General features: G+C 62.9%; 18 protein-coding genes and 2 pseudogenes. 6 read left to right on the forward strand and 14 right to left on the reverse strand.

Annotation, left to right across the window (positions count from 1 at the left end; all coding sequences use genetic code 11):
* The first annotated feature begins 197 nt into the window (after window positions 1–197).
* The gene (locus LDH74_RS08405) at window positions 198–443 is read left to right on the forward strand and encodes a sulfurtransferase TusA family protein (protein ID WP_226042056.1); all 246 of its coding nucleotides are present in this window, start codon (window positions 198–200) and stop codon (window positions 441–443) included.
* The gene (locus tag LDH74_RS08410) at window positions 443–1,039 is read left to right on the forward strand and encodes a DsrE/DsrF/DrsH-like family protein (protein WP_226042057.1); all 597 of its coding nucleotides are present in this window, start codon (window positions 443–445) and stop codon (window positions 1,037–1,039) included. Before LDH74_RS08405 ends, LDH74_RS08410 begins: the two co-directional genes overlap by 1 nt.
* A gap of 827 nt (window positions 1,040–1,866) precedes the next feature.
* On the opposite strand, the gene LDH74_RS08415 is transcribed toward LDH74_RS08410, so the two are convergent.
* From LDH74_RS08415 to LDH74_RS08445, 7 genes and pseudogenes are all read right to left on the reverse strand, one after another.
* A complete protein-coding gene (locus LDH74_RS08415) occupies window positions 1,867–2,094 on the reverse strand; it encodes a hypothetical protein (protein WP_226042058.1) in 228 nt (75 codons plus the stop codon).
* A gap of 54 nt (window positions 2,095–2,148) precedes the next feature.
* The gene (locus tag LDH74_RS08420; protein WP_226042059.1) at window positions 2,149–3,792 is read right to left on the reverse strand and encodes a hypothetical protein; all 1,644 of its coding nucleotides are present in this window, start codon (window positions 3,790–3,792) and stop codon (window positions 2,149–2,151) included.
* A gap of 94 nt (window positions 3,793–3,886) precedes the next feature.
* Window positions 3,887–4,711 (reverse strand): ABC transporter ATP-binding protein, encoded by an 825-nt coding sequence (locus LDH74_RS08425; protein ID WP_226042060.1) that lies wholly within the window; start codon window positions 4,709–4,711, stop codon window positions 3,887–3,889.
* Window positions 4,712–4,759: 48 nt separating this feature from the next.
* Window positions 4,760–5,075: pseudogene (locus LDH74_RS08430) on the reverse strand (hypothetical protein); the annotation flags it as partial.
* Between the two features lie 43 nt (window positions 5,076–5,118).
* A pseudogene (locus tag LDH74_RS08435) lies at window positions 5,119–5,395 on the reverse strand (hypothetical protein); the annotation flags it as partial.
* A 953-nt stretch (window positions 5,396–6,348) separates the two neighbouring features.
* The gene (locus LDH74_RS08440; RefSeq protein WP_226042061.1) at window positions 6,349–6,525 is read right to left on the reverse strand and encodes a hypothetical protein; all 177 of its coding nucleotides are present in this window, start codon (window positions 6,523–6,525) and stop codon (window positions 6,349–6,351) included.
* Window positions 6,526–7,398: 873 nt separating this feature from the next.
* On the reverse strand, window positions 7,399–8,163 hold the full coding sequence (locus tag LDH74_RS08445; protein ID WP_226042062.1) for an IclR family transcriptional regulator: 765 nt from the start codon (window positions 8,161–8,163) through the stop codon (window positions 7,399–7,401).
* 257 nt (window positions 8,164–8,420) lie between these two features.
* On the opposite strand from LDH74_RS08445, the gene LDH74_RS08450 reads away from it, so the two are divergent.
* On the forward strand, window positions 8,421–9,572 hold the full coding sequence (locus tag LDH74_RS08450) for an XdhC/CoxI family protein (protein ID WP_226042063.1): 1,152 nt from the start codon (window positions 8,421–8,423) through the stop codon (window positions 9,570–9,572).
* On the opposite strand, the gene LDH74_RS08455 is transcribed toward LDH74_RS08450, so the two are convergent.
* Window positions 9,554–10,150, reverse strand: a complete 597-nt coding sequence (locus tag LDH74_RS08455) for a nucleotidyltransferase family protein (protein ID WP_226042064.1) — start codon at window positions 10,148–10,150, stop codon at window positions 9,554–9,556. The two genes, LDH74_RS08450 and LDH74_RS08455, sit on opposite strands and share 19 nt — an antisense overlap.
* 3 nt (window positions 10,151–10,153) lie before the next feature.
* The gene (locus LDH74_RS08460; protein WP_226042065.1) at window positions 10,154–11,584 is read right to left on the reverse strand and encodes an amidohydrolase family protein; all 1,431 of its coding nucleotides are present in this window, start codon (window positions 11,582–11,584) and stop codon (window positions 10,154–10,156) included.
* Between the two features lie 109 nt (window positions 11,585–11,693).
* On the opposite strand from LDH74_RS08460, the gene LDH74_RS08465 reads away from it, so the two are divergent.
* Together LDH74_RS08465 and LDH74_RS08470 are read left to right on the forward strand one after the other, a co-directional pair.
* A complete protein-coding gene (locus LDH74_RS08465; RefSeq protein ID WP_226042066.1) occupies window positions 11,694–12,206 on the forward strand; it encodes a (2Fe-2S)-binding protein in 513 nt (170 codons plus the stop codon).
* Between the two features lie 2 nt (window positions 12,207–12,208).
* On the forward strand, window positions 12,209–14,710 hold the full coding sequence (locus LDH74_RS08470) for a xanthine dehydrogenase family protein molybdopterin-binding subunit (protein WP_226042067.1): 2,502 nt from the start codon (window positions 12,209–12,211) through the stop codon (window positions 14,708–14,710).
* 306 nt (window positions 14,711–15,016) lie between these two features.
* On the opposite strand, the gene LDH74_RS08475 is transcribed toward LDH74_RS08470, so the two are convergent.
* Together LDH74_RS08475 and LDH74_RS08480 are read right to left on the reverse strand one after the other, a co-directional pair.
* Entirely contained in the window at window positions 15,017–15,526 is a 510-nt protein-coding gene (locus LDH74_RS08475; RefSeq protein WP_226042068.1) for an SRPBCC domain-containing protein, read from the reverse strand.
* Window positions 15,526–16,422 carry an FAD binding domain-containing protein gene (locus tag LDH74_RS08480; protein WP_226042069.1) on the reverse strand — a complete coding sequence of 299 codons (897 nt, stop codon included), beginning with the start codon at window positions 16,420–16,422 and terminating at the stop codon, window positions 15,526–15,528. The genes LDH74_RS08475 and LDH74_RS08480 overlap by 1 nt, the downstream gene beginning before the upstream one ends.
* 284 nt (window positions 16,423–16,706) lie before the next feature.
* Here LDH74_RS08480 and LDH74_RS08485 point away from each other — a divergent pair, with 284 nt between their 5' ends.
* A complete protein-coding gene (locus LDH74_RS08485; protein WP_226042070.1) occupies window positions 16,707–17,465 on the forward strand; it encodes a cyclase family protein in 759 nt (252 codons plus the stop codon).
* 221 nt (window positions 17,466–17,686) lie between these two features.
* Here the strand turns inward: LDH74_RS08485 and LDH74_RS08490 are convergent, their stop codons facing one another.
* The 3 genes from LDH74_RS08490 to LDH74_RS08500 all read right to left on the reverse strand — a co-directional run bounded on the left by LDH74_RS08490 (window position 17,687) and on the right by LDH74_RS08500 (window position 22,919).
* Complete coding sequence (locus LDH74_RS08490; RefSeq protein ID WP_226042071.1) at window positions 17,687–19,576, reverse strand: CocE/NonD family hydrolase; 1,890 nt, start codon at window positions 19,574–19,576, stop codon at window positions 17,687–17,689.
* A 159-nt stretch (window positions 19,577–19,735) separates the two neighbouring features.
* The gene (locus tag LDH74_RS08495) at window positions 19,736–21,586 is read right to left on the reverse strand and encodes an aldehyde ferredoxin oxidoreductase family protein (RefSeq protein WP_226042072.1); all 1,851 of its coding nucleotides are present in this window, start codon (window positions 21,584–21,586) and stop codon (window positions 19,736–19,738) included.
* Between the two features lie 4 nt (window positions 21,587–21,590).
* Window positions 21,591–22,919, reverse strand: coding sequence for an aspartate aminotransferase family protein (locus LDH74_RS08500; RefSeq protein ID WP_226042073.1), 1,329 nt, complete (start codon window positions 22,917–22,919; stop codon window positions 21,591–21,593).
* Window positions 22,920–22,993: the final 74 nt, after the last annotated feature.

A 22,993-nucleotide genomic window follows, 5' to 3' on the forward strand; every position in this document is an offset into this window, starting at 1 on the left:
GTGCGAAGTTCGGAGCAATACTGATTAGATGCTCGAATATGCGAAATGAGTTTGTTTGAACGCGTTTGTGAAATTTCGATATTGCTGTCGCAACCGATCCCGCGCCGCAGTTGTTCGAATATTGAACAATAATCGACGGGTTTTATGGTCGCAAATGATATTGTGTGATAGCTCCAATACAGAGCACATAGATGAACATGAGTTCGGAATACACCGTTACGGAGACGCTCGACGTGAAAGGACAGTCCTGCCCGATGCCCATCGTGAAAACCAAGCAAGCGATCGACGATCTCGAGGCCGGCGACGTCCTCGAGGTCGTTGCGACTGATTCGGGCAGCATGAGCGACATTCAGGGGTGGGCTGACGGCACCGGCGGCGTCGAACTCCTCGAGCAAGAGGAAGCCGACGATCTCTACACCCACTACGTGAAGAAAACAGAATAATGAGTACGGATAACCCAACATCGTCGGCCGACGAGACGGACGCCAAGCCCGAGTTCGACGCCGCCGAGTTGCAGGCACTGCGCGAGCGCGTCGAGGAATTAGAGGAATCAGTCGCGGAGGCGAACGCGGGCGACGAGCAGAAGAAGTTGACCATCGTCGCGACGCAGGGGAGCTTCGACATGGCGTATCCACCATTGATCCTCGCGAGCACGGCGGCCGCCTTCGGCTGGGAGGTCGTCGTCTTCCACACGTTCTGGGGGCTCGACATCCTTCACGAAGAGAAGTCGACGGACCTCAAGCTGAGCGCCGTCGGGAACCCGAACATGCCGGTTCCGAACGCCGTCGCTGCACTGCCCGGGATGGACGCGATGGCAACGAGAATGATGCGGAAGAAGATCGACGAGAACGGGACCGCCACCATCGAGGAACTAATCGACCTCTCGCTCGAGAGCGGCGTCGATCTGCAGGCCTGCCAGATGACCATCGAGCTGATGGACTACGACGAAGACGACTTCTACGACGGCGTGACGACGGGCGTCGGCGCGGCCACCGCGCTGCAACACATGGCCGAATCCGACATTCAGCTCCTCGTGTGAACTACCCCAGCCTCCTCGCTTCCTCCGGTCGCTCCGTGACAGTACTTGCCGGATCAACTCGACACTCGGATTGAGACATCTCTGCAGTACCGATGAACTGATCCTCGATCTCGAGGATGCGACCCCATACATGTACCCGCTTGATCGAGCGAAGCTATTAATCTGAACACGGCCATCTGCCCGGCCGCGAAGATATAGGAGTGGGACACTCCGAAGAACCGTCCTCAGAATCGCGGCGCGATTCTGGTGTCGAGGTGAATCAGAGATTCGCCGACCACTGAGAGCGCTGCTCTCCGAGAGGCTGCGAAAATCGCACAGTGATTTTCGAACGCCTGTGGAGACTACGCTCCCTGTGGATACACCTGTGTCTGCAAAGCGCGTCTTGGAAGCAGGAAGCCGTATCTGCTCACGGCGGCTTCGCCGCCGTTTGCATGGTCCGCGAGACCGAAGGTCTCACGCTACCCTCGAGGAGCGAACGGCGTCAGCCGTGAGCGAGGAGGAGAGGGGAGTTCACTGCGACGGCGATCGAGAGATCTTCGCGTCTATCGGTGAGTGACATCACCGCCGTTGGCCGCGGCTTCCCGTATAAACACATGCATCGCAGAAACGCCGGCCAGCGGCCAGCGTTGAGCCCCCATCCCCTGTAGGTGATCTGTCGCCAGGGGAGGGTCCGAGACCGATGTGCGTGACAATTGGCTTCACGTCGGAACGTGATTCGATCTCGGAAGACGAGGGACCGTCTGTCTCGTGTCGGACGGATTCTGTCAGGCAACGACTGAACCCATTCCCCCTCGTCGTCATCATGTCGGGTCCGTTTTCGAATAGCTCTATTGGCTGTATATGTTGGTAACAACGATGTTACCAGTGGGTGAACGGAAGGGAAGCCTCGTTTGCTCGTCAGCTGATTCGTCGATGTCGTCCCCGTCCAGGTGCCGTTCTTCTTGGGCGACGTCGGTAGCCGGCCGGTCCTCCCGTTGATACTCTCCGGCGTATTCGGTGTTGACGTACTCAAGGAACTCGGCTGTACCGCCGGCCGAAAGGGACGACAGGACCACGGTCCCCGTTTACTCTCGTTGGTGGAGTAGTAGCACTCGTGCTGTGGTGCACTGTCAGTGCAGTTCGTGGGTCTCGAACCGTCGTATCGCCCCACGATAGGCGCGCCAAGCGACTAGTAGTCCACCGAAAACCAGCAGCATGCCGAATCCGCCCCGGAAGGCAGTGAGCGGGAGCCCCCGAATTGTCGCACCAGCGTCGGTCAGCGACAACGCGAGGGTGGTGAACACTCCGCCGTCGGCGATCAACCCGAGAACGAATCCTGGAACGTAACCGATCCCAGAGAGCGCCAGCCTCACCAACTCCGGTGCTGCCACGAGTCCAACCAGCGCCGCGCCGGGAAGCCACACCGACACAACGTGAAGCACACCTGCGAGCAACCGGGGTGGTCGTACTCCGTCGCTGTTGCCGATGCGAATGGCGCTGTAGCGCGGGAGCCGCATTCCGAGTATCGGTGCGAGTATCGCCCCGACGACGGTGAGGAAGCATCCGATCAGTGTCAGCGCTATCGCTGCCAGTAGTCCGTATCCTCCGACGAGTGCCGTCACGAGCGTGACGACGGTGATGGCGGGCGTGAACAGCAGACTCGGGGCGATGAGCCCGCGGACGAACGCCCGACCCGAAACGGCGGTCAGGGTCGTCGGCAGGACGACTCCCTCGTCACCGAACGGGTTGAGACCGAACGCCGCGCCGGCGGTCCACCCCAGCAACACGGCGCTGACCGGTCCCAGTATCGCGAGCGAGCCGTACCCCTGTAGCATCATGCTCACTACTGCTGAGCCGCCACCGAACACCGGGATCAGCAGGAAGTTTAACCGCTGGGGTTCCCGACGCGCTCGCAAAAGGGACCATTCAGCAACGTGACGGGTTGGGCCGGTGATGAACGGTACGCCAAGGGGGCTGATGGCCCGCTCAAGGGCTCGCTGATCGCCCTCCATGCGGGTGGAGACGGGGGTCTTGCCGGTGTCAGAAACGTCGACTGGCTCGTCGAACCAGAACGAGGTTGCAATATGCTCGGCCAGCCAGCCTCCACCGACGAGCACCACACCAACCGCGGCCACTCCCCCGAGAACGTGTGTCGACGACCAGCCGATGGGCGTGCCAACCACCAGCAAGTCTGCGAGCCACCCAGTCGGAATCACTCCGAGCGTGGCTTGACTGATAGAGATCGGCAGTTGCGGTACTTGGAACAGGAAGTAGGTACCAAAGAACAGCATCGTAACCGTCCCGCCCAGCACGCCCTTGTGACGAGCAACGAACGGCACCGTGGCCACGAGCCATGCGGCACAATATCCCAGCAGGCGACCGGCCGTGACTGCGCTGGCGACGTACAGACTGCCGACCAGCGGGACTACCAGAAGGGGCAGTGGTGAACTGAAGGCGTACGCCCCGGCAAGGGCGAGGAGGAGGCCGACCGGGAACGCATACGTCAGCACTCGCAGGCTCTCGGCGACGATGCCCCCGACGACGGCGGTTCTAGGTGAGACGGACGTCAGCACGAACGCATCGGCGACCGGTTTACTGTGTGCCGTTGTCGTCCGCTGCGCGAGCATGAATACACCAAATATCCAGAGCATGGCGAGCGTTCCTCTAACGGGCCGGTTTACCGAGAACGCTGGATCCGTCCCCCGGAGTTCTGGAACGAACAGGACCGCGAGTCCCGTTAGCAGGAGCGTCGGGAGCACTACACCGCCAGCCATCAATATCAGCCGACCAGTGTCGTCCCGAATCGCCCGGACAGAACGCTGATAGTCGAACCAGCCCATCCGAATGGCATGCCCGAACCAGCCCGATTCAGCCATCGGTGTTCTCCCCGACGACCCGCTGGTTCGCGGTATCGGCGGCACTGGCCTCACCGTCCGCTGCTCCTGCGGTACCGCGCTCGTCGGTCGTGAGTTCGAGGAACGCATCCTCCAACGAGCGCGTCTCACCGGTCTCTGCGCGGCGTTCGAGAGCAGCGGGCGACCCTTCGGCGACCAACTCTCCGTCGTAGAGGATTCCGACCGTGTCGGCGACCTCCTCGACAACAGGGAGGATATGCGTCGAGAGGAAGACGGTCGTTCCCGCGTTGGCGAGTTCCGTAATCATTCCCCGGAGCGTCCGTGCAGCGCGTGGATCCAGCCCAGATGTGGGTTCGTCAAGGAAGACCACATTGGGTTCGTGGAGGACGGCCTGTATGTAGGCTGTTTTCTGCCGCATTCCTTTCGAATAGTCCGCAATCCGCGTGTCAGCATCTGCCGTGAGATCTAGTTTGCTGAGGAGTGCATCGATTCGGTCGCGTGTCGCTTCCGCGGGGAGATCGCGGAGGCCGGCGGCGTATTCGAGCTGTTCGGAGGCCGTCGCCTGGTCGTACAGTGGTGGTTCCTCGGGTAAGTATCCGATCTGCGTGCGGAGGCCGTCTCGGTCCGTGATTGAGACGCCAGCAACGGAACCGGTTCCATTGGTTGGCCGTGTAAGCCCAGTTAACAGTCGCATCGTCGTGGTTTTCCCTGCGCCGTTTGGCCCGAGAAATCCGTAGACTGATCCACTCGGGATAGAAAGATCGAGACCACTAACGGCGGTCGTATCGCCATATCGCTTTGTTAATCCGTTAGCGAAGACGGCAGGCTGATCGTTCATAGGATGGTGTTTTACACGCACATTATAACCTTTATCGTAACGACTCGTCTGTTCGGTTCGAACGGGGACCGAGAGCAGCGTTGACGTCGTCACGAGCCGAGTATCAGCGAGCGATGCGTGGATCAAGCCGAGCTGGTTGAACTCGTCACAGAGAAACAGTGTAGCATCGAGTTCGTTCGCGAGGGTGACAGCGGCGTTCTCGCCGTCATCAAGCGGAATCTCCGCATCGAGGTCGACCAATCGTGTCTCGAGCGTCTCAGTTCGGTCGAGTACGGGGTTGCAGCACGACGTGTGCATCATCGTACGAGGCAATCTCCTGGAGTTCCTCGATGACCGTCGTTGGGACGACGACCTCGTATTTCGTGTGTACGATATGAGCATCTCCGGGCTCGTGTCGATGGCCTCCCGTCCGACGGGCGGCCAGACACGCGATGCGCTTCGAGGTCGCGTGTCCAGGAGGTGGCTGGCCCGCCGGGCTACAGCGGTCGCAGAGCTGAATCAGTCCCTCGAGATGGCTATATTCGACGCGAAACCGCGTGAGCCAGGCGGGACCTTCCTGCTGGAACCCGGCGTGAAACGCCGGTGACGCCACGAGCAAGTCGTCGACGAGTCCACAGCCGTCGCAGGCGTGGTGGTTGCGCTCGTTGGGTCCGACCGCGTCTGGATGGCGGAGTCGACACAGATCGCGTGAGTGACCCGCTCGTCCTGTCCACAGGAATGCGTCTCGCCCGTCTTGGTACCGGGCGGGGCGTCGCAGAAGGCACAGCTAGCGAGCGTCTGCTGCCTTACTTGTACTTATACCGAGTACTCTTCTGGATCGACCAGTTCCTCGTACATCTGCAGGTATCGAGCGTTCTCCTGGTACCGACGAATACGGTCCGAAGCACAAACCCCAGAGATATCTACCGTAGTTTATATGGATCTTGACTAGTGAAGTTATTATCTATTGTAGTAGTGGGAGAGACACACAATATATACACGAACACTTCCCGATGGTCAACTTATGAGGAATGGAGGCAGCCAACCCGTATTTTCGGTCCTAAATCACTTTTCGATGCTGTTTCGCTCGACACAGTCGAGCTGACTACTCACCCTTGACCAGGAGAAAATAATTAGATATCCGTGTCCATCGCCGAGAAAGACTGTGTCACAGAAACCGTATTTCTCTGTTATTCGGTGCAGAAAGGCATCGGTTTGGCAGTTCCTTGTCGTCTAACGATTGCGTCAACAAAAAACCGAGACCCCACATTCTTGTTACATATTAACAATACTATGCCCCTCTAATACTGACAGACAAAGCATCAATTATGGTCCAAACGGCTCTTGTTGTAGGCAACACGATCTTCCTCACCGAGACTCACTCGTGGGTTCCCGACGAGATCGAAAGTGACCATGCGGTGCCACTGGCATGCAGCACCATCGCCGCCCCCTCTCTCTCTATCCGCGTGTAATAGCCATGTCATTCCTACTGCCATCGTACCGATTCGCAGAAGGCACAACAACAGCCTACGACGTTTTGGCTGGCCCGAAGGCACACGAAAATTCTGCGAATCAATTTTCTTTACTGTCGGCCCGAAGCTGCGTAGGGCTACCGTGGCGTCGAGCCCGCGCTCCGTCAGTGCTCAACACTGTATGGCCTACAGCACCTCCTCTTTGAGTGCCTGCTTGTCGAGTTTGCCCATGTCCGTCAGCGGCATCTCGTCCCGGATCAGTACCTCCCGCGGGCGCTTATATGCGGCCATGTTCTCGGCGCCCCATGCAACGATTTCGTCAGGAGTCAACTCGTCATCCGTACGGGTGACGACCGCGATCACTTCCTCGCCGGCACCGCGATGTCCACTGTGTGGTGCGAGATAGCCGTGTGTCTCGTCACGGTCTCACCCTCGAGAGCCGATTTCCTGTTGGATTCTATCGTTCGTAGTTCGGACAGGAAGGTGATTCTCATAAAAGTACGCTTGATTATTGAGCTAACCAAGTGCAGTATTCATATGTCCAATTCTCCCGACATCTGTGGGTAGAGGCGTGGAACGTCCCAAATCTCCCCGTCATAAATTATATATGCCTATACCAAAATACCGTGGCTAAACACGAGGCTCGCTGGCATCGCGATACGGCCGACGAGGCCGCTATGTACGACTATCCGCCCCGATACGATCGAACCAGGATGCCCGGCATTTCAGTGATCATCCCGGATTCGGTACAAGCGCCGAGGAAGACGCTCGTTGCCAAGAGGATTCACACGTACGTCATCACGTCCGTGGAGTACGCCTCGAGCTGTGTCACTTCCGATTGTAGTCGGCTCCGAACGGCTGCTGTCGACCGCGGCTGCATTTACAAGTGTATGGATGTAACTCAAAATGGTCCTGAACCATGACGACGATTCTCTTGTCATCGAATACCGTGGAGCAAACTCATCATCTCCGCCGTCAGTCGCAGTAAACGAATTATTTTCGCCCGTCTCGCGCTCCGGTTACTACGGCCCCTTTGCATCGCACTTCCGCAACGGGATGCCCGACCGCTCCCAGTCATTTGGCTTTACAACCGTATAATTGTAAACGGCCGCTTTATCGATCTCATTATACAATTTAGGGTCCGAACGGCGGAGAAAGACGGGCGGAAAGAGCAGAAGGGAAATCGAGATCGAACGGACGGCCGACAGCCCGCCGTTCTATATCGTGAAACGGAAGTCACTGATGTTGAATGTTGAGCTCTATTACGTTCGCGATTCCCAGAACCGTCTCCGGGAGTTCCTCGTAGAAATACGCACCCTGCATGCGATGCGTGGGGCCGGCAACGCTGATCGACCCGATAACCTGACCGGTAGCGTCGAAAATGGGCGCGGCGACACTTCGGAGCCCGTTCAACCGCTCCTCGTCGTCGAACGCGATCTTCCGTTCGCGGATTTCCTCGAGTTGCTCGCGGAGGGCGTCCTCGTCCGTGATCGTATTCTCGGTGATACGGACCAGGCCATATCGGTCGATGATACCGTCGCGCCGGTCGTCAGGGAGGTGTGCCAGAATGACTTTTCCGAGCGCCGTACAGTGGAGGGGCACGCGGTCTCCGATGCCGGTGTCGATATGGGCCGCCTCTGCGCCGCTGTCTCGGTAGATGAACACGCCCTCTCCGTGTTCTTCGACCATCAACCCCGAAATTTCGTCGGTCTTTTCGGCGAGCTTCTCGACTTCGGAGTGAGCGACCTGGTACAGCGCATGCTGTCCTCTCGTGCGTTCGCCGGCTCGGAGGAATTTCAATCCCGTTCGATATTCGCCGTTGTCTCGGACGACGTACCCCGCTCGCTCTAGCGTTAACAGGTGATGGTGAACGGTACTTTTCGGAAGGTCGACGTGATTCGCCAGTTCCGTCACTCCCGCTCCCTCGAGTTCGATCATCGCTTCGACGATTCCGAACGTCCGCTCGATCGCTTGTATGCCGGTCGTGCCTTCCTCTGCCATGGAGTAGGTATGTGGTCCCACCCACATAGTTGTTCGGTGTCGTAGAACGGCACTCATTTTCCCGGACAATTGTTTACTATTCTTCCTGCGTCGTACACGTTCCGATTCTAAATCCCCCATGCAGTTCATCACTGCAACTTCAGAAACGACTCGTTCGAAGCACATACTCACGAACCCCCGCTCGAGTTCCGTCCTGTATCGTGGAACGGGCGTGGTGCGGAATAACACATATACTATTCGAGCCAGTGTGTGCGAGTATGAGTCGGACAGGGAACGAAGACCCGTGGGGAATAACGACGCTCGACCTCTTCGAGTTGCTCGAGGACGCCGTTCAGTCAGACCGGTCGTGGGCAGTCGCGACCGTCATCGCCGTCGACGGCTCCGCGTACCGCAGACCGGGTGCGAAGATGCTGTTCGGGCCCGACGACTCGGCGTTCGGCGGTATCACGGCCGGCTGTCTCGAGGGGCCCCTCGCGGACGTCGCCAGCGAGGTTCGTCGGGCGGGCGAGCCGGAGGTCGTGACGTTCGACCTGACGTCCGACGACGATGGCTGGGGCCTCGGTCTCGGGTGTGAAGGGGTCGTCGACATACTGGTCGAACCAGTGACCCGATCGTGGCGAGCGCCGGTCGAGGCGTATCATCGTGGGGAGTCGATCGCACTCGTCACGGTAATCGATGACACGGCGTCAGTTCCGGTGGGTGCCCGTGGGAGTCTCACGGCGGACGGAACGCCGATCGAAACCGACGAGCCGTCACTCCCGTCGTCCGTTCTCGAGGCCGTCTCCGAGCGAGCCGGGGAACTGGCGGCCACAGGTCGGTCCGAGACGGTAACCGTGACGACGGGGGACGGATCCGTCGACGTCTTCGTCGACGGAATCGACCCGATCGACCGGCTGCTGATATTCGGTGGCCAGCCCGATACCCGCCCGGTCTCGCGGCTCGCGCGGTCGGTCGGTCTCCACGTGACAGTCGCGACCGCGCGAGGCGGGCAGGCCGACCCGGACCGGTTTCCGAACGCGGATCGCGTCGTCGCGACGCACCCGACCGATCTCGCGGAGTTAGTCGACGACCGGACCTCGGTCGTACTCATGTCTCACAATCTCCTCGACGACCGGCTCGCCCTCGAGGCGCTGCTCGAGACCGAAGTCACGTTCATCGGACTGATGGGACCGCGCGACCGATTTCAGCGGATCCGTGAGGCCCTCGAGGACGACGGGGTGACGCTGTCGGCGGCCGACCGGGACCGCATCGCCACGCCGGTCGGTCTCGATCTGGGTGGCGGAGAGACCGTCGAAATCGCGCTGAGCATCGTCGGAGAGGTCGTCGCGGCGAGTAACGGTCGTGACGGCGGGCGGCTACGGGATCGGGAGGGACCGATTCACGACCGGGTTCAGTCGCATCCGGAGTAACGCAGGCGTCGGAGATCGGCCACCGTATCGACGTCGACCGCGATCCCGGAATCGTCGACGGAGACGAGACGGACGTCGGCCGACTCGAACAGCGCTCGGCCGCCGACGTCACCCGAAACGGCCGTCAGGGAGTCGAAGTGGCGTGCATCGAAGAGTACCGGATTTCCGCGACGGTCGTCGGCGATCGGTGCAACGATTCCCTCGTTGCCGTCGCGGTAGCCGTCGACAACCGCTCGAACGGTCGCCGGATCGACGCAGGGCATGTCGCCGGGAAGAAAGAGGACGGCGTCCGCATCGGCGTCGCGTGCGGCGCGAGCGCCGAGTCGAACCGAGCGGCTCTGTCCGCGGTCGTAGTCGTCGTTATCGATCGTATCGTCGACGAACGCCGCCACCACGGGACGGACGCGCTCGGCGTCGTGGCCGACGATGCCGATCGTGTGATCGAGCGGTGACGTCGCGAGCGTGCGCGCTGCGTGACTGACGATCGGTTCGTTCTCGAGTCGAGCCAGCAGCTTGTTGCCGTCCTCGAACCGCGAACCGGTACCGGCGGCCAGTAGTACGCCCACGACGTCACTCATGGCTCACTCGAGCGAGACGCCCTCGGGGCCGCGGGGCAGGTAGTTCCGGTCGCCGGGTTCGGCGAGCAGTTCGCCGTCTTCGACGACGACCTCGCCGCCGACGATCGTGTGCGTCGGGAGCCCGGTCAGCTCGTCGCCGTGGAACGTGGAGTAGCCCGGCTCCATCGTGTGGTAGAAGTCGTCGTCGACGACGGTGCTCTTCTCGAGGTCGACGATGACCATATCGGCGTCGGAGCCCTCGGCGAGTGCGCCTTTGCGCGGGTACAGTCCCCAGCGCTTGGCGTTGTTGGTCGAACAGACGTCGACGAGGCGCTCCATGCTGACGCGATTCTTGTTGACGCCCTCGCTCATCATCACGGGCAGGAAGTACTCGATACCGTTGTTGTCGCCGGGAATCGCGTCCCAGATGTCGCCGTGTTTCCCCGTGTCCTTCTCCTTGAACTCGAGTTTGTGCGGACAGTGATCGGTGCCGACGTAGTCGATGACGCCGTTTCGAATCCCTTCCCAGAGGCGCGTCTTGCTCTCCTCGCCGCGAAGCGGCGGCGAGATCTTCCCCCAGACGCCGAGGTCCTCTTGCTCGTAGGTGTGCGAGAGGAACGCCGGCAGCGTCTCGGCGTGGAGGTTGACGCCCTGCTCCTGGTAGCGTTTACAGATGTCGACGCCCTCGGCCGTGCTCATGTGGACGATGTACGCCCGAGAGTCGGTGTACTCGGTCAGACGGCCGATCTGCTCGATCTGCATCGCTTCGCAGATGTTCGGGGCCGACTCGGACCAGGCCTCGAGGTCGTTGCGTCCCTCCGCCTGCAGTTCCTTCCGGCGCTCGATCGCGAGGTCCTCGTTCTCTGCGTGGAACATCACGACGCCGCCGGGGATATCGGACACCCTGTCGAGCACTTTGTAGACGCCGCCCGCGTCGGAGTGGTCGATCCCGAGCTCGGGGGAGGCGTTCTTGTACCAGTTGAAGAAGATCTTGTAGGATCGAATCCCCTCCGCGGCGAGTTCCTCGATCTCCTCGACGTGGTGGTCCTGGTGGACGATCGCGTGGTAGGCGAAGTCGATGTAGGAGTTCTCCTCGCCCGCACGCTTGAAGAAGTCCATGTCGGGCAGGTAGGGTTCCTTCTGGAGAAGGAAGTTGACGACCGTCGTCACGCCGCCGTGGATCGCCCCGCGCGTCTCGGTCTCGAAGTCGTGCTCGAGGCCCTCGTGGTAGTCGAACTCGTACCGGGAGAGCCCCCAGTGGACGTGCGGATCGATGAAGCCGGGGATCAGATAGTTGCCCTCGGTGTCGATCTCTCGATCGGCCTCGGGGAGGTTCGATTCGGTGCCGACGCCGACGATGACGCCGTCGTTCGCCGCGACTCCGCCGTTGATAGTACCATCAGGAGTGACCACTCGTGCGTTGACCACTCGAAGGTCTACAGTCGATTCGACCATACAATGTGTACTCTTCCCACCCTACTTGAGTGTAATCGTTCGAACGCGCGGGCACCCGGATCGCAACACAACGTTTATGGGCTGTTCGGAGGTAGAGTGAACATATTCCATGAGTACTGATAGCACAGACGGTGCTGCCGAACGACCGACCGAAGAGATCACCGTGATCGTCAACGGCGAACCGGTCACTGCGGAAGTCGAACCGCGACTCAAACTCTCGGATTTCCTCCGGTACGAGTGCGACCTCCACGGCGTCCGCGTGGGGTGTGAACACGGCGTCTGCGGCGCGTGTACCGTCCAGCAGGACGGGCGGACCACGAAGAGCTGTCTCTCCTACGCCGTTCAGGCCGACGGTGCCGAGATCGAGACCGTCGAGGGACTCGCCGAGGAGGAGACGGACTCGCTACATCCCATTCAGGAAGCGTTCCACGAGACCCACGCGCTCCAGTGTGGCTTTTGCACCAGCGGCTTCGTGATGGCGACCAAGGAACTCCTCGAGGAGAATCCGGATCCGACGCGCGAGGAGATCGAGGAGGGGCTGGCGGACAATATCTGCCGCTGTACCGGCTACCAGAACATCTACGAGGCGGTCGAACGGGCCGCCGACGCGATGGAGGACTGACCATGTCTACGTCACACCCGGCCGAAACCGACGCCGACGCCGAATCGGACTCGAGCCGCGAGTCGTTCACGGGGCAGGGACTCCCGCGAGTCGAGGACCACCGCATTCTGACGGGCGAAGCCGAGTACATCCACGACATCACGCCGGAGAACTGCCTGCACATGGCGCTGGTGCGCAGCATGCACGCCCACGCCGAAATCGTCTCCATCGATACGGCGGAAGCGGAGGCCCACCCCGACTGCGAACTCGTCCTCACCGCCGAGGATATCAAGGCAGACTACAACCCGATGCCGACCGGCGTCGGCCGCGTCGCGACGGGCGAGGGCGGCGAGCCGGTCGAACTCCCCGAGTGGGCGCTGGCCGACGAGAAGGTCCGATTCGTCGGTGAACCGGTCGTCGCCGTCGTCGCGTCCGACAGATACGCCGCGGAGGACATCGCCGACCTGGTGGATGTCGAGTACGAGGCCATGGAGGCGGTCGCCGACGGGATGGCCGCTCGCGAAGACGAGGTCGTGCTCCACGAATCCGTCGGCTCGAACGTCGTCGACAACGAACGCCTCGAGTTCGGCGACCCCGACGCGGCGTTCGAGGACGCCGATCACGTCGTCGAAGGGGAGTACACGTGGGGACGCATTTCGGGGGTGCCACTCGAGACGGCCGGCGCCGTCGCCACCTACGACGAGGAGTCCGACTCCTTCGACATCGACTGTAACATCCAGTTGCACACCCTCGTCGACGACATGATCTACGAGACGCTGGGCTACGAGGCCGACGACGTGCGGGTGAACGTCCCCGCCGACGTCGGCGGCAGCTACGGGACGAAGATCGGCATCCACCGCTACTGCTGCCTGACGTCGATGGCGAGCCAGCAACTCGATCGCCCGGTGAAGTTCGAGGAAGACCGGCTCGAGAACCTCCAGGGCGGGGACATGCACTCCTCGGACCGGGAGTATCGGATTCGGATGGCCGTCGACGACGACGGAACGATGCGCGGACTCGACGTCTGGTTCGTCGACGACTTCGGCGCGTACCCCCGCTATCCGATCAACCAGGTGCTCAAGCCGCTGTCGGTGCTGACGAACTCCTACGAGATCGACGACGTCACCTACGAGTACGACCTCGTACTGACCAACAAGACGTCCCAGACCGCCTACCGCGGGTTCGGCGTCGATCCACACATCTACGCTCTCGAGATGATCGTCGACGAGGCGGCTCGAACGCTCGACATGGATCCGACGGAGTTCCGCCGCCGGAACCTGATCCGACCCGAGCAGATGCCGTACACGCTCCCCTCCAAGAACCTCTACGATTCGGGCGACTATCCCGCGACGCTCGACCGGATCGAGGAGATCATCGCGGACGAGCGCGACGGCGGCCTGCTGGATCCCGAGATCGTCGCCGCGAAACGCGAGGAAGGGAAGTACCGCGGCGTCCAGCCGAGCGTCATCATCGAGCCCGGCGCAAGCGGTTCCGACTGGACCGACCGCCAGCGGACCGACAAGGACGATCTCGCGACGCGCTCCCGCGACGAGGTCGAGGAACTGCCCGAGCACCTCCGCGCCGAGATCCGCGAGGACGGCTCCGTCCGCGCGTTCCTCGCGACCGACTCCTCCGGACAGGGCCACCAGACGCTGGTCTCTCAGCTGCTCGCGGACGAACTCGAGGTCCTACCGAGCGACATCGACGTCGGCTACCTCGACAGCGTCGACGCGCCGACCGAGTATGGAAGCGCGGCGTCCCGCATGGCCGTCATGCTGTCGGGCGCGACGGTCGGCGTCGCCGAGCGACTCCTCGCCAACGTCGAGGAACTCGCGGCCGACCACTGGGGCGTCTCGACCGACGACGTCACCTACCACGACGGGACCGTCGATCGGCTCGGCGGCGGCGACTCGCTCTCGCTGGCCGAGATCGCCGAACTCGACGCGGAGACGAACGCCGCCGGCGAGCGGCGGACGCGCGTGAGCTACAACTACGACCATCCCGCGACGGGCCTCGAGGAGTTCGACGAGGCGCTGACGGAGAAGCTTCCGGTCTACCCGACGGCCGCGTTCGGCGCGAACGCGCCCATCGTCGAGGTCGATGTCGAGACCGGTCAGGTCGAGATCCTCACGTTCCACACCGTCCGCGACTGCGGAACGATGCTCAACCCGATGATCGTCGAGGGGCAGGCCCACGGCGGCATCGCACAGGGGATCGGTGCCGCCCTGCTCGAGGAGTTCGGCTACGAGGAGAACGGCCAGCCCCAAGCGATCACGCTGTTCGATTACCTGCTGCCGTCGATCGAGAACGTGCCGAAGATCGAGATGGAACACACCGTGACGCCGTCACCGTTCACCGAAACGGGCGCGAAAGGAGTCGGCGAAGGCGGGATGATAGATGCGCCCGCGAGCATCGCGACCTCGATCAACGCGGCCCTCGATCCGCTCTCGGTCGAGGAACCCGCAAATCAGATCCCCGTCGCCCCGGACCACCTCCGACGGAAGCTCCGCGAGTCCGAAGAGTAGGCGATTCGGCGTCTCCGCTCCCGTTCGTTCGCTGTTCGGTTCGAACCATCGGCACGGAACACTCTCGCATTATTCGCACGGAACACTCCCGCACTATCCGCACGGAACGGCAGTGCTTCCCCGAGTAGCGACAGTGCACCGCCGAGTGGCAAGTGTCCGTTCTCTCCACAGCCCGGCGAACGGACGGCCCGAGAACGCGCTGTCGAACCGACAGTCGACACTCGAGCGAGAACACATCGAACGGACCGAAAACCATCGAACGGGCCGAAACGAAATCGGGGCCGCGCTCGGCCGAAAACTGCGCGATTAGTCGTCCGTCTCGAGCGTGGCGTCTTCCTCGGGCGCGGCCTCGAGTTCGGACTCGGCCTCGACGCCCTCGTCGGCTTTCGCCTGCATCTTCGAGAAGAACTTCTTGACCAGCCGCTTGGTGACGCTCTTGAGCGCGCGGCCGCCGAGACTCGCGATCGTTCCGGAGACGTCGGCGGTCGCCGACCAGACGACGGTCGTACCGCCGCTGGCGTTCTCTTTCAGTTCCATCTGCGCGACCGTCTCGAACTCGTTTCGCGGCGCGTGGCCGACCGCTTTCATCTCGAGGACGTCCGGCCGATCGGCGCGAGTGACGACGACGTCGACGTCGAATTCGGGCTTGACGCTCCCGACGCCGACGGCCATGACCGCCTCGATCTCGTGTGGTGAAACGAGGGTCATCTCCTTGCAGCCGGGCGCGCACTCGGCGAGGATATCGGTGTCCGTAAAGTACGGCCAGAGTTCCTCTTTCGACTGTTCCATCTCGTTTTCGCCGGTGAATTCTAACATTATGTCTCGGTTGCTACTGCGCGTTCGTACGACGTTTCGAGCGAGCGTTTGGCGTACTCGCCGGCCACTTCCTCCTTGTAGTCCCGATCGGCGTGCATCTCCGATTCGGGGGTGACCGCTGACGAAACGGTCTCGACGACTGCCTCGAGGGCCTCCGCCGAGAGCGAGCCACCTTCGACGTGGGCCTCGGCGTCCTCGACGCGAAGCGGGATGTCGGCGGCGTTCGCCATGGCGATCCGGGCGTCCTCGACGATTGGTTCGTCCGCGGTCGGATCGTCGACCCGGATCGAGGTCGCCGCGCTGACGGTCGGGAACGTCTGGGCCGCCCGTTTGAGCTCGAGGAACGTCATCCCGGTTCGCTCGGGCGGGAACGGCTCCGTCGGGATCGAGACGGACTCGATGAGCTCCTCTTCGCGGAGGTCCGTGAACATGTAGGCGATGAAGTACTCGTCGACGGGGACGTCGCGGGTCCCGTCGAGCGAACGGAGGTGGATCGTCCCCTCGAGCGCGGCCAGCGCTGCGGGATAGTTCCCGGCCGGATCGGCTTCGCCGATGCTTCCGCCCAGCGTCCCCTGATTGCGAACCGACGGACCGGCGATCTGTCCGGCGGACTCGGGGAGCATGGGCATGGTCTCGGCGAGTCGGTCGGAGCGCTCGATCGTTCGGTGCCGGGTCATGGCCCCGATCCTGACCGCGTCGTCGTCCACGTCGATGAACGCGAGTTCGTCGACGCCGTTGAGATCGACGAGGTGGTCGGGCGTCGCCAGCCGGTTCGCCATCACGATACCGAGCGACTGGTTCCCCGCGAGGAGTTCGGCGTCCTCGAGTTCCTCGAGGCGCTCGAGGGTTTCGTCGACCGTCTCCGGTCGGTGGTGGGTGAACGGTGCTGGCTTCATACTCCCTCGGGGCGGGTGATCGTGGAGCCGACGGCGGCCCGTTGGCAGTCGAAACTGAACCGATGCGTGTGGGTGGTATGGGTAATCATGGGTCTGTCACACGGATACCAAACGATTTGATCAACTGCAGTAATAAATGTTGTCACAACTCGTTGTGAGAAACCGGCTGACTGGATCCGTGTCGGGCGTCCGAACGATCCGCTCGATAGCAGCCGGCTACCCGCGGTGGTATCCGACAACCCGGTTTACGTAGGTTTAAGTGAGAAGCCCGGAATGTAGCATCCATGCTCGATGGCTACGAGATGTACGACTTGACGCAGCCGTGGTCGGTTGACACGCCAGCGTGGCCGACGTACGACAACCCCAAGGTCTGGTACGAAAAGAGCCTGGACACGGAGAAGGTGAACGGGCAGAAAATCGAGTTCATGAACCACACCGGGACGCACCTCGACGGCGAGAAACACTTCGTCGCTCACGGCCGGGACATCGAAGAGGTCGGTCTCGACGAGCTCGTCGGCGACGCGGTCGTCGCCGACATCTCCGACAAGGTCGACGACTACGACGTCTACACCAGCGAGATGATCGAGGACGTCTGTGACGTCCAGGAGGGCGACATCCTGTTCATCCATACGGGCTACCAGGACTACGCCTGGCACACCGAGGAGGCGGATCCCCACCGGTACTTCTGTAAGCACCCCGGTCCGAACGCGGAGTTCGCCGACTGGTGCAAGGAGATGAACCTCAACTACCTCATCCTGGACTGCGGGAGCGCCGATCACCCGATGAACACGGTCATCCAGGAGATTCGACCCGAACTCGCCGAGGAAGCGGCCGACCACTTCGGCGTCGACGACCTCGACGAGGTCTTCCCGCCCGAGGGCTACCAGCTCATGCACAACGAGCTCTTCCCCGAGGGGATCATCCACGTGGAGAACGCACAGGTCCCCGAGGAACTGCTCAACGAGCGCGTCCAGATCGGGACCTTCCCGTGGCGCTTCCGCGGCGGGGAATCCAGCGTCTCCCGCGTCGTCGCGTTCAAGTAATCCGGTCGCAGCGGTTCGTTTTTCGGTCGCTTTTCGATCGCTTCTCGAGTCCGATAGCGCGGCGGCCCCATTCGGCGTATCACCGGGAACGGGAAGCGGGCGAGAACCGTGCCGAAAACAGAGCGAAACCAACTCGCGGCCCCGGCGAGAAGAGATCGTGTACGCCTCGAGCGAGCGGCGTGGTCCAACGTCCGCCGGTCGGTGGATCGACCGCGAACGCGTTACCGCGGCTGAACCGGCAGTTCGATCTGCGTCGCGTACTCGGCGTCGTGGTGGACCGTGTTGGTCGCGATTTCGGACTCGCGGTCGCCGTACAGCGGCCCGCCGGTGTTGTGGTTCACGTCGAAGCGCGGGTAGTTCGACGAGGAGATGTCCAGCCGGATGCGGTGGCCCGCCTTGAAGACGTTCGCCGTCGGGTACGGCTCCATCTCGAACTCGTAGACCTCGCCGGGCTCGAGCAGGTCGGGCTCGTCCCGGTAGCCCCGGTAGCGGCCGCGGCAGATGGAGTCGGCGAGGTTCACCGCGAAGCCGTTCGGGAACTCCTCGCTGGGCGGGTACTCGTCGACGAGTTTCGCCGTGAAGTCGGTGTCGGGCGCGTCGGTCGAGCCGAAGACGCTCACGCTGATCGATCCGGTGATCTCGAGGTCTTCCTCGAGCGGCGGCGTCCGGTAGACGAGGACGTCGTTGCGCTCGTCGAGGGGGCCGTACGGCGACTCGGCGCCGAGCGTATCGGGGCGCGTTCGCTGGTCGAAGCCGCCGCGGCCGGTGATGTCCTGCAGGTTTCGATTGGCGAGCGGGTACTCGATGAGGTTCTCGTCTCGCGGCTCGTATGTGATGTACGACGAGCAGTTGCCCCCGAGGGTGGGGACCGGATCGCTCGGATCGAACTCGTAGCTCGTGGCGGCGTCCTCGACGGTCGGCTCGTCCGTCGACAACCGGCCGTCCTCGTGGATGTAGTAGGTCGTGAACTCGGTGTCCGACAGGGGCCACTCCTCGCCGGAGCGCCACTCGCCGCTGTGGAAGAGCCGCCCGTCGCGAGTCTGCGAGCCGTCGCCGGTCCCCATCTGGAAGTATTGGACCGTCGGCTGGTCGCCCCAGGTGTCCTCGCCCTTGAGGTAGTGATCGAAAAAGCGCAGCCGCGTCTCCTGGTAGTCGCGCAAGGCCTGCTCGCCGAACTCGAGTTCGCCGGAGTAGGACTTGTTCCACGAGGGCAGGGGATAGGTGTTCCAGCCGTGGGTCCACGGCCCCATCAGGAGGTAGTGGTCGCTGTCCTTTCGCTCGGCGAGCGCCTCGAAGTTGTCGCAGGTCGCCTTCGTGTAGGAGTCGTACCACGCGCCCGAGTAGACGGTCGGAACGTCCGCCGACTCGTCGTAGTACGCCTCGAAGTTGAGCCCCGGCTCCTGCCAGAGTTCGTCGCTCGCGGCCCCCTGCGTCATGATGTCGAACGCCCACTCCTCGTAGTCGGGGATGTGCCGCAGCGGCGACTGCCCCCGCTGGATCGGCCCGTTCTCGAGCACGTCCCGTACGTCGACGTTGGCGAGTCGGCGCTGGACGTCCGAATCCTCGAGCGCCCGCTTGGCGAACCCGCCGCCGAGGGTGTACGCCCAGCAGAGCCACCGGAGCTCGAAGGCCCCGTTGTGCCGGAAGGTCGCCTTCCGTCCGTTGGCGGCCCCCTGATTGATGAACATGGCCTCGAGGTGCGGCGGGTCCTGCGTGGCGAGCGCGTTCTGCACCCACGCGCCGTAGGAGGTGCCGATCGTCCCGACCTGGTCGTCACAGTAGGGCCGCTCGGCGAGCCATTCGACGGTGTCGTAGCCGTCCTCGGGTTCGTTGACGAAGATATAGTAGTCGCCGCCGCTGTTGAATCGACCGCGACAGTCCTGAATCGCGACGACGTAGCCGCGCTCGGCGAACCACTCGCCGTGTCGTTCCATTCGTCCGCGTTTCCCGTAGGGGGTTCGATCGAGAAGCGCGGGCTTGGGATCGTCGATCGGTTCGCCCGTGTCGGGGTCGGCCGGACGGTAGACGTCGGTCGCCAGTTCGACACCGTCGCGCATCTCGACCATCACATCAAGTTCAGCAGTGACTGCGTACTCCGGATCAGATGCCATCACGTCTACCGATACGGTCGAACTGTAATAGTTCATTCCCTCCGATCTGGAGCCGCCGCGCTATTCGGCCGAAGCGGCGGCTGTGTCGACGAAATTCGGGATCGACCGTCCGATCGGTGAGCGGTCGGCAAAAACGGGCCGATGCACTCGTCCGTCCGCTCAGTTCGCGAACGGGGCGATCTCGAGCCGCTCGAGCGTCTCGTCGGTCGGAACGCCGTCGTCGTCCCAGCCGCGGAACGCGTAGTACTCGTCCAGCATGGCCTCGAGTTCCGACGGCGGACAGAACATTCCGGCCGACGGTCCGTCGGGAATCGCCTCGTGCATGACTCGGTAGGGGAGCGTGTCATCCGCTCGACCGGCGATCCCGCGCTGGACGTTGACGAGTCGCTCCAGGTTGTAGATGCGCTCGCCGATCCGCTCGAGTTCGGCCGGGTCGAGGTCCCAGCCGGTCGCGGCGTTCACCGCCTCGCTGTAGCGCTCGTTCAGTCGTTCGCCCCACCCGCCCTCGCTGACGAACCGACACTGGGTCAGCGAGTCTCCGACGGCCGTGAAGTGCTGCGAGCGAGCGGCGAACTCGGCGGTCCCGTCCGTCGTCTCGTCGTGTTCCCCCTGATACTGGAGCGTGGGCCGCGTGTCGTGATGCGAACCGCCTCGAGTCGCGGTCGCGTATCCGATCGACATCCCCTTGAGACCCCGCGGCGAGTGGGCCGCGAACTCCAGCCCCTTCGCCCCGTGCAGGTACCGCTCCGCCGCGTCGTCCAGCGAGTGGGAAAATCGGAACGAGCCCGCCGCGAGCCGATCGCCGATTCCGTCACGTCGCGCGGTCTGTTCGGCGAGTTCCACGAGACCGTCGGCGTCGCCGAACGCCAGGTGCGGTGAGGCGTCCGCGGACAGCAGCCCCTCCTCGTAGCACTCCCGCGCGAACGCGACGGTCACGCCCCAACTGATGGTATCCATCCCCAGCCGGTCGCACAGATCGTTCGCTTTCATCACGCGCTTGATGTCGTACACCTCCTGCATCGTCGCGGTCCCGAACAGGCTCTCGAACTCCGGAATCTTCGCCTCGGTGATCCCCTCCGATTTGACCGCGACGTGTTTCCCGCAGGCCACCGCGCAGTTGGCGCACGTGGTGTCCTCGGTGACGAACTCCTCGCGGAGCCGTTCGCCGCTGATCGCCTCCGCGTTCTCCCGGGACGTCCGCTCGGTTTGGTTGTTGCGCTGGCCGAGCTTTCCCGTCTCGTTGACCGGGTTCACGAGGCCGCTGGTCCCGAAGTCCTGTAGCATCTCGGTCCCCTCCATCAGCGGTTTCATCCGCCCGGTAGCGAGCGTCCGAAGTCGATCGGGTGCCGCGAGTTCGGGCTCGAAGTCGCCCTCCCGGACGGCGACGGCTTTGACGTTCTTCGAGCCGAGAACCGCCCCGCTGCCGCCCCGACCGGCGACGCCTTCGCGCCGTTTCGACTCGTGCAACAGGCAGGCGTAGCGCACTCGATTCTCGCCGGCCGGGCCGGCGGCGATGACGTGCGTGTCGTAGCCGACGCCCTCTCGTTCGCGTACCCGCTCGCAGGTCTCGTACGTGTCCAGGCCGGCCAGGTCGGCGGCGGGTTCGACGGTCGCGCCGTCCGCCGTGATGTTGACGTACGAGAGGTCGTCGGCCGCGCCGTGTAACGCGATCGCGTCGAACCCCGTCGTCTTCTGGGCTCGCGGGAACGTCCCGCCGAACGTGCTGTCGAAGAACCCGTCGGTCATCGGACTGACGAACCCGACGACGCCGCGACTCGTGCTCTGGAACGGCGTGGCGTTCATCGGTCCGACCGCGAAGACGACGACGTTCTCCGAATCGAACGCGTCGGCCGACGCGGGGACGTGTTCGGCGACGAGCTTGACGGCGAGGCCGTTGCCGCCGAGGAACAGGCGCGCGTCCTCGGGCGTGATTTCCTCGCGCTCGCTCTCGCCGCTCTCGAGGTCGACGTGGAGGATTTCACCGCCGTACGCCGGCGGGAGGTCGCTCATTCGTTTAGTCCTCCATCGCGGCGTCAGAGTGCTCGAGCGCGGCGTCTAACGCTTCGATACCCCGATCGAGGTCCGCTTCCGTCAGTACCAGCGGCGGCGCGATGATGAGCGTGTTGATCATGTTCGCGACGTAGACGCCGTGATCGCGGGCGCGGGCGGCCACTTCGTCCACCACCGTCGTGCCCGTCGAGATCTTGTCCGATCGCTCCCCGAACGGAACGCGTTCGTCGGTCGACCGGGTGAGTTCGAGACCGCGGAAGAGCCCGACGCCGCGCGCCTCGCCGACGCTCGGATGATCCGCGGCGAGTTCCGCGAGTCGCTCGCCGAGGACGTCGCCGATCTCGCTCGCGCGCTCGATGAGGTTCTCCTCCTCGTAGGTCTCGACGGCGGCGAGCCCGGCCGCACAGGCGACGGGATGCCCCGCGTAGGTGTGGCCGTGACAGAACAGCTCGTCCTCGAAGTAGTCCGCGATTTCCGGGGTGACGATCGTCGCGCCCAGAGGGGCGTACGCGCCGGTGAGGCCTTTCGCCATCGTCATGATATCGGGCGTGACGTCGAAGACGTCGCAGCCGAACCACTCGCCGGTGCGGCCGAACCCGGACATCACTTCGTCACAGATCAGTAACGCGCCGTGATCGTGGGCGATTCGCTTGAGTTCGGGGAGATACTCGTCCGGCGGAACGAGAATACCGTTCGAGCCGACGATCGGTTCGACGAGCACCGCCGCGACCGTATCGCCCTCGAGGTCGAGCATTTCGTCGATGTACTCGAGGCTCTCCATCGGCTCGAGCGTCGAGCCGTACGCGTACGGATCGGGCGCTTTGATCGCGCCGGGAACGCTGGGTTCGGCCGGCAGCCGCCGCGGATCGCCGGTGACGCTGATCGAACCGGCGGTCGCGCCGTGGTAGGAGCGGTACCGCGAGATGATCTTCTGCTTTCCCGTGTAGAAGCGCGCGATTTTGATCGCGGCCTCCACGGCCTCGGTGCCGCTGGTCGAAAAGAACGTTTTAGTGAGGTCTCCCGGTGTGACCTCGGCCAGTTTCTCGCCGAGTTGGGCGCGTGCCTCCGTCGTGAAGCCGGGCGCGAAGTACGCGCCCTCCCGGGCCTGCTCGGCGATCGCATCCGCGACGCCGTCCGCGGAATGGCCGAGATTGGAGCACATGAGCTGTCCGGAGAAGTCGATGTACTCCTCGCCGTCGGCCGTCGTGAATCGCGCTCCGTCACCGCCGACGACCTGCGTCGGGCTGACTTCGCTCTGGAACGACCACGTGCCGAAGACGTGTCGTTTGTCTGTCTGTTCGATGTCGTTGAGGGGTGATAACTCGTCTCCCATGAGACTACGTACGAAACAAAAGTTAAAAGCTGTTGGTATAGTATCGCTCAAGATTGGCCTGGATCCAATTTACT

Origin of the sequence: Natrinema sp. DC36 (genome assembly GCF_020405225.1) — an archaeon.
In the GTDB taxonomy this organism is placed as follows: Archaea; Halobacteriota; Halobacteria; order Halobacteriales; family Natrialbaceae; genus Natrinema.

Coding starts and splice junctions, on each gene's coding strand:
- LDH74_RS08405 (WP_226042056.1), top strand. CDS start 198: ATGAGTTCGGAATACACCGTTACGGAGACGCTCGACGTGAAAGGACAG.
- LDH74_RS08410 (WP_226042057.1), top strand. CDS start 443: ATGAGTACGGATAACCCAACATCGTCGGCCGACGAGACGGACGCCAAG.
- LDH74_RS08420 (WP_226042059.1), bottom strand. CDS start 3,792: ATGGCTGGCGGTGTAGTGCTCCCGACGCTCCTGCTAACGGGACTCGCG.
- LDH74_RS08425 (WP_226042060.1), bottom strand. CDS start 4,711: ATGAACGATCAGCCTGCCGTCTTCGCTAACGGATTAACAAAGCGATAT.
- LDH74_RS08445 (WP_226042062.1), bottom strand. CDS start 8,163: ATGGCAGAGGAAGGCACGACCGGCATACAAGCGATCGAGCGGACGTTC.
- LDH74_RS08450 (WP_226042063.1), top strand. CDS start 8,421: ATGAGTCGGACAGGGAACGAAGACCCGTGGGGAATAACGACGCTCGAC.
- LDH74_RS08455 (WP_226042064.1), bottom strand. CDS start 10,150: ATGAGTGACGTCGTGGGCGTACTACTGGCCGCCGGTACCGGTTCGCGG.
- LDH74_RS08460 (WP_226042065.1), bottom strand. CDS start 11,584: ATGGTCGAATCGACTGTAGACCTTCGAGTGGTCAACGCACGAGTGGTC.
- LDH74_RS08465 (WP_226042066.1), top strand. CDS start 11,694: ATGAGTACTGATAGCACAGACGGTGCTGCCGAACGACCGACCGAAGAG.
- LDH74_RS08470 (WP_226042067.1), top strand. CDS start 12,209: ATGTCTACGTCACACCCGGCCGAAACCGACGCCGACGCCGAATCGGAC.
- LDH74_RS08475 (WP_226042068.1), bottom strand. CDS start 15,526: ATGTTAGAATTCACCGGCGAAAACGAGATGGAACAGTCGAAAGAGGAA.
- LDH74_RS08480 (WP_226042069.1), bottom strand. CDS start 16,422: ATGAAGCCAGCACCGTTCACCCACCACCGACCGGAGACGGTCGACGAA.
- LDH74_RS08485 (WP_226042070.1), top strand. CDS start 16,707: ATGCTCGATGGCTACGAGATGTACGACTTGACGCAGCCGTGGTCGGTT.
- LDH74_RS08490 (WP_226042071.1), bottom strand. CDS start 19,576: ATGGCATCTGATCCGGAGTACGCAGTCACTGCTGAACTTGATGTGATG.
- LDH74_RS08495 (WP_226042072.1), bottom strand. CDS start 21,586: ATGAGCGACCTCCCGCCGGCGTACGGCGGTGAAATCCTCCACGTCGAC.
- LDH74_RS08500 (WP_226042073.1), bottom strand. CDS start 22,919: ATGGGAGACGAGTTATCACCCCTCAACGACATCGAACAGACAGACAAA.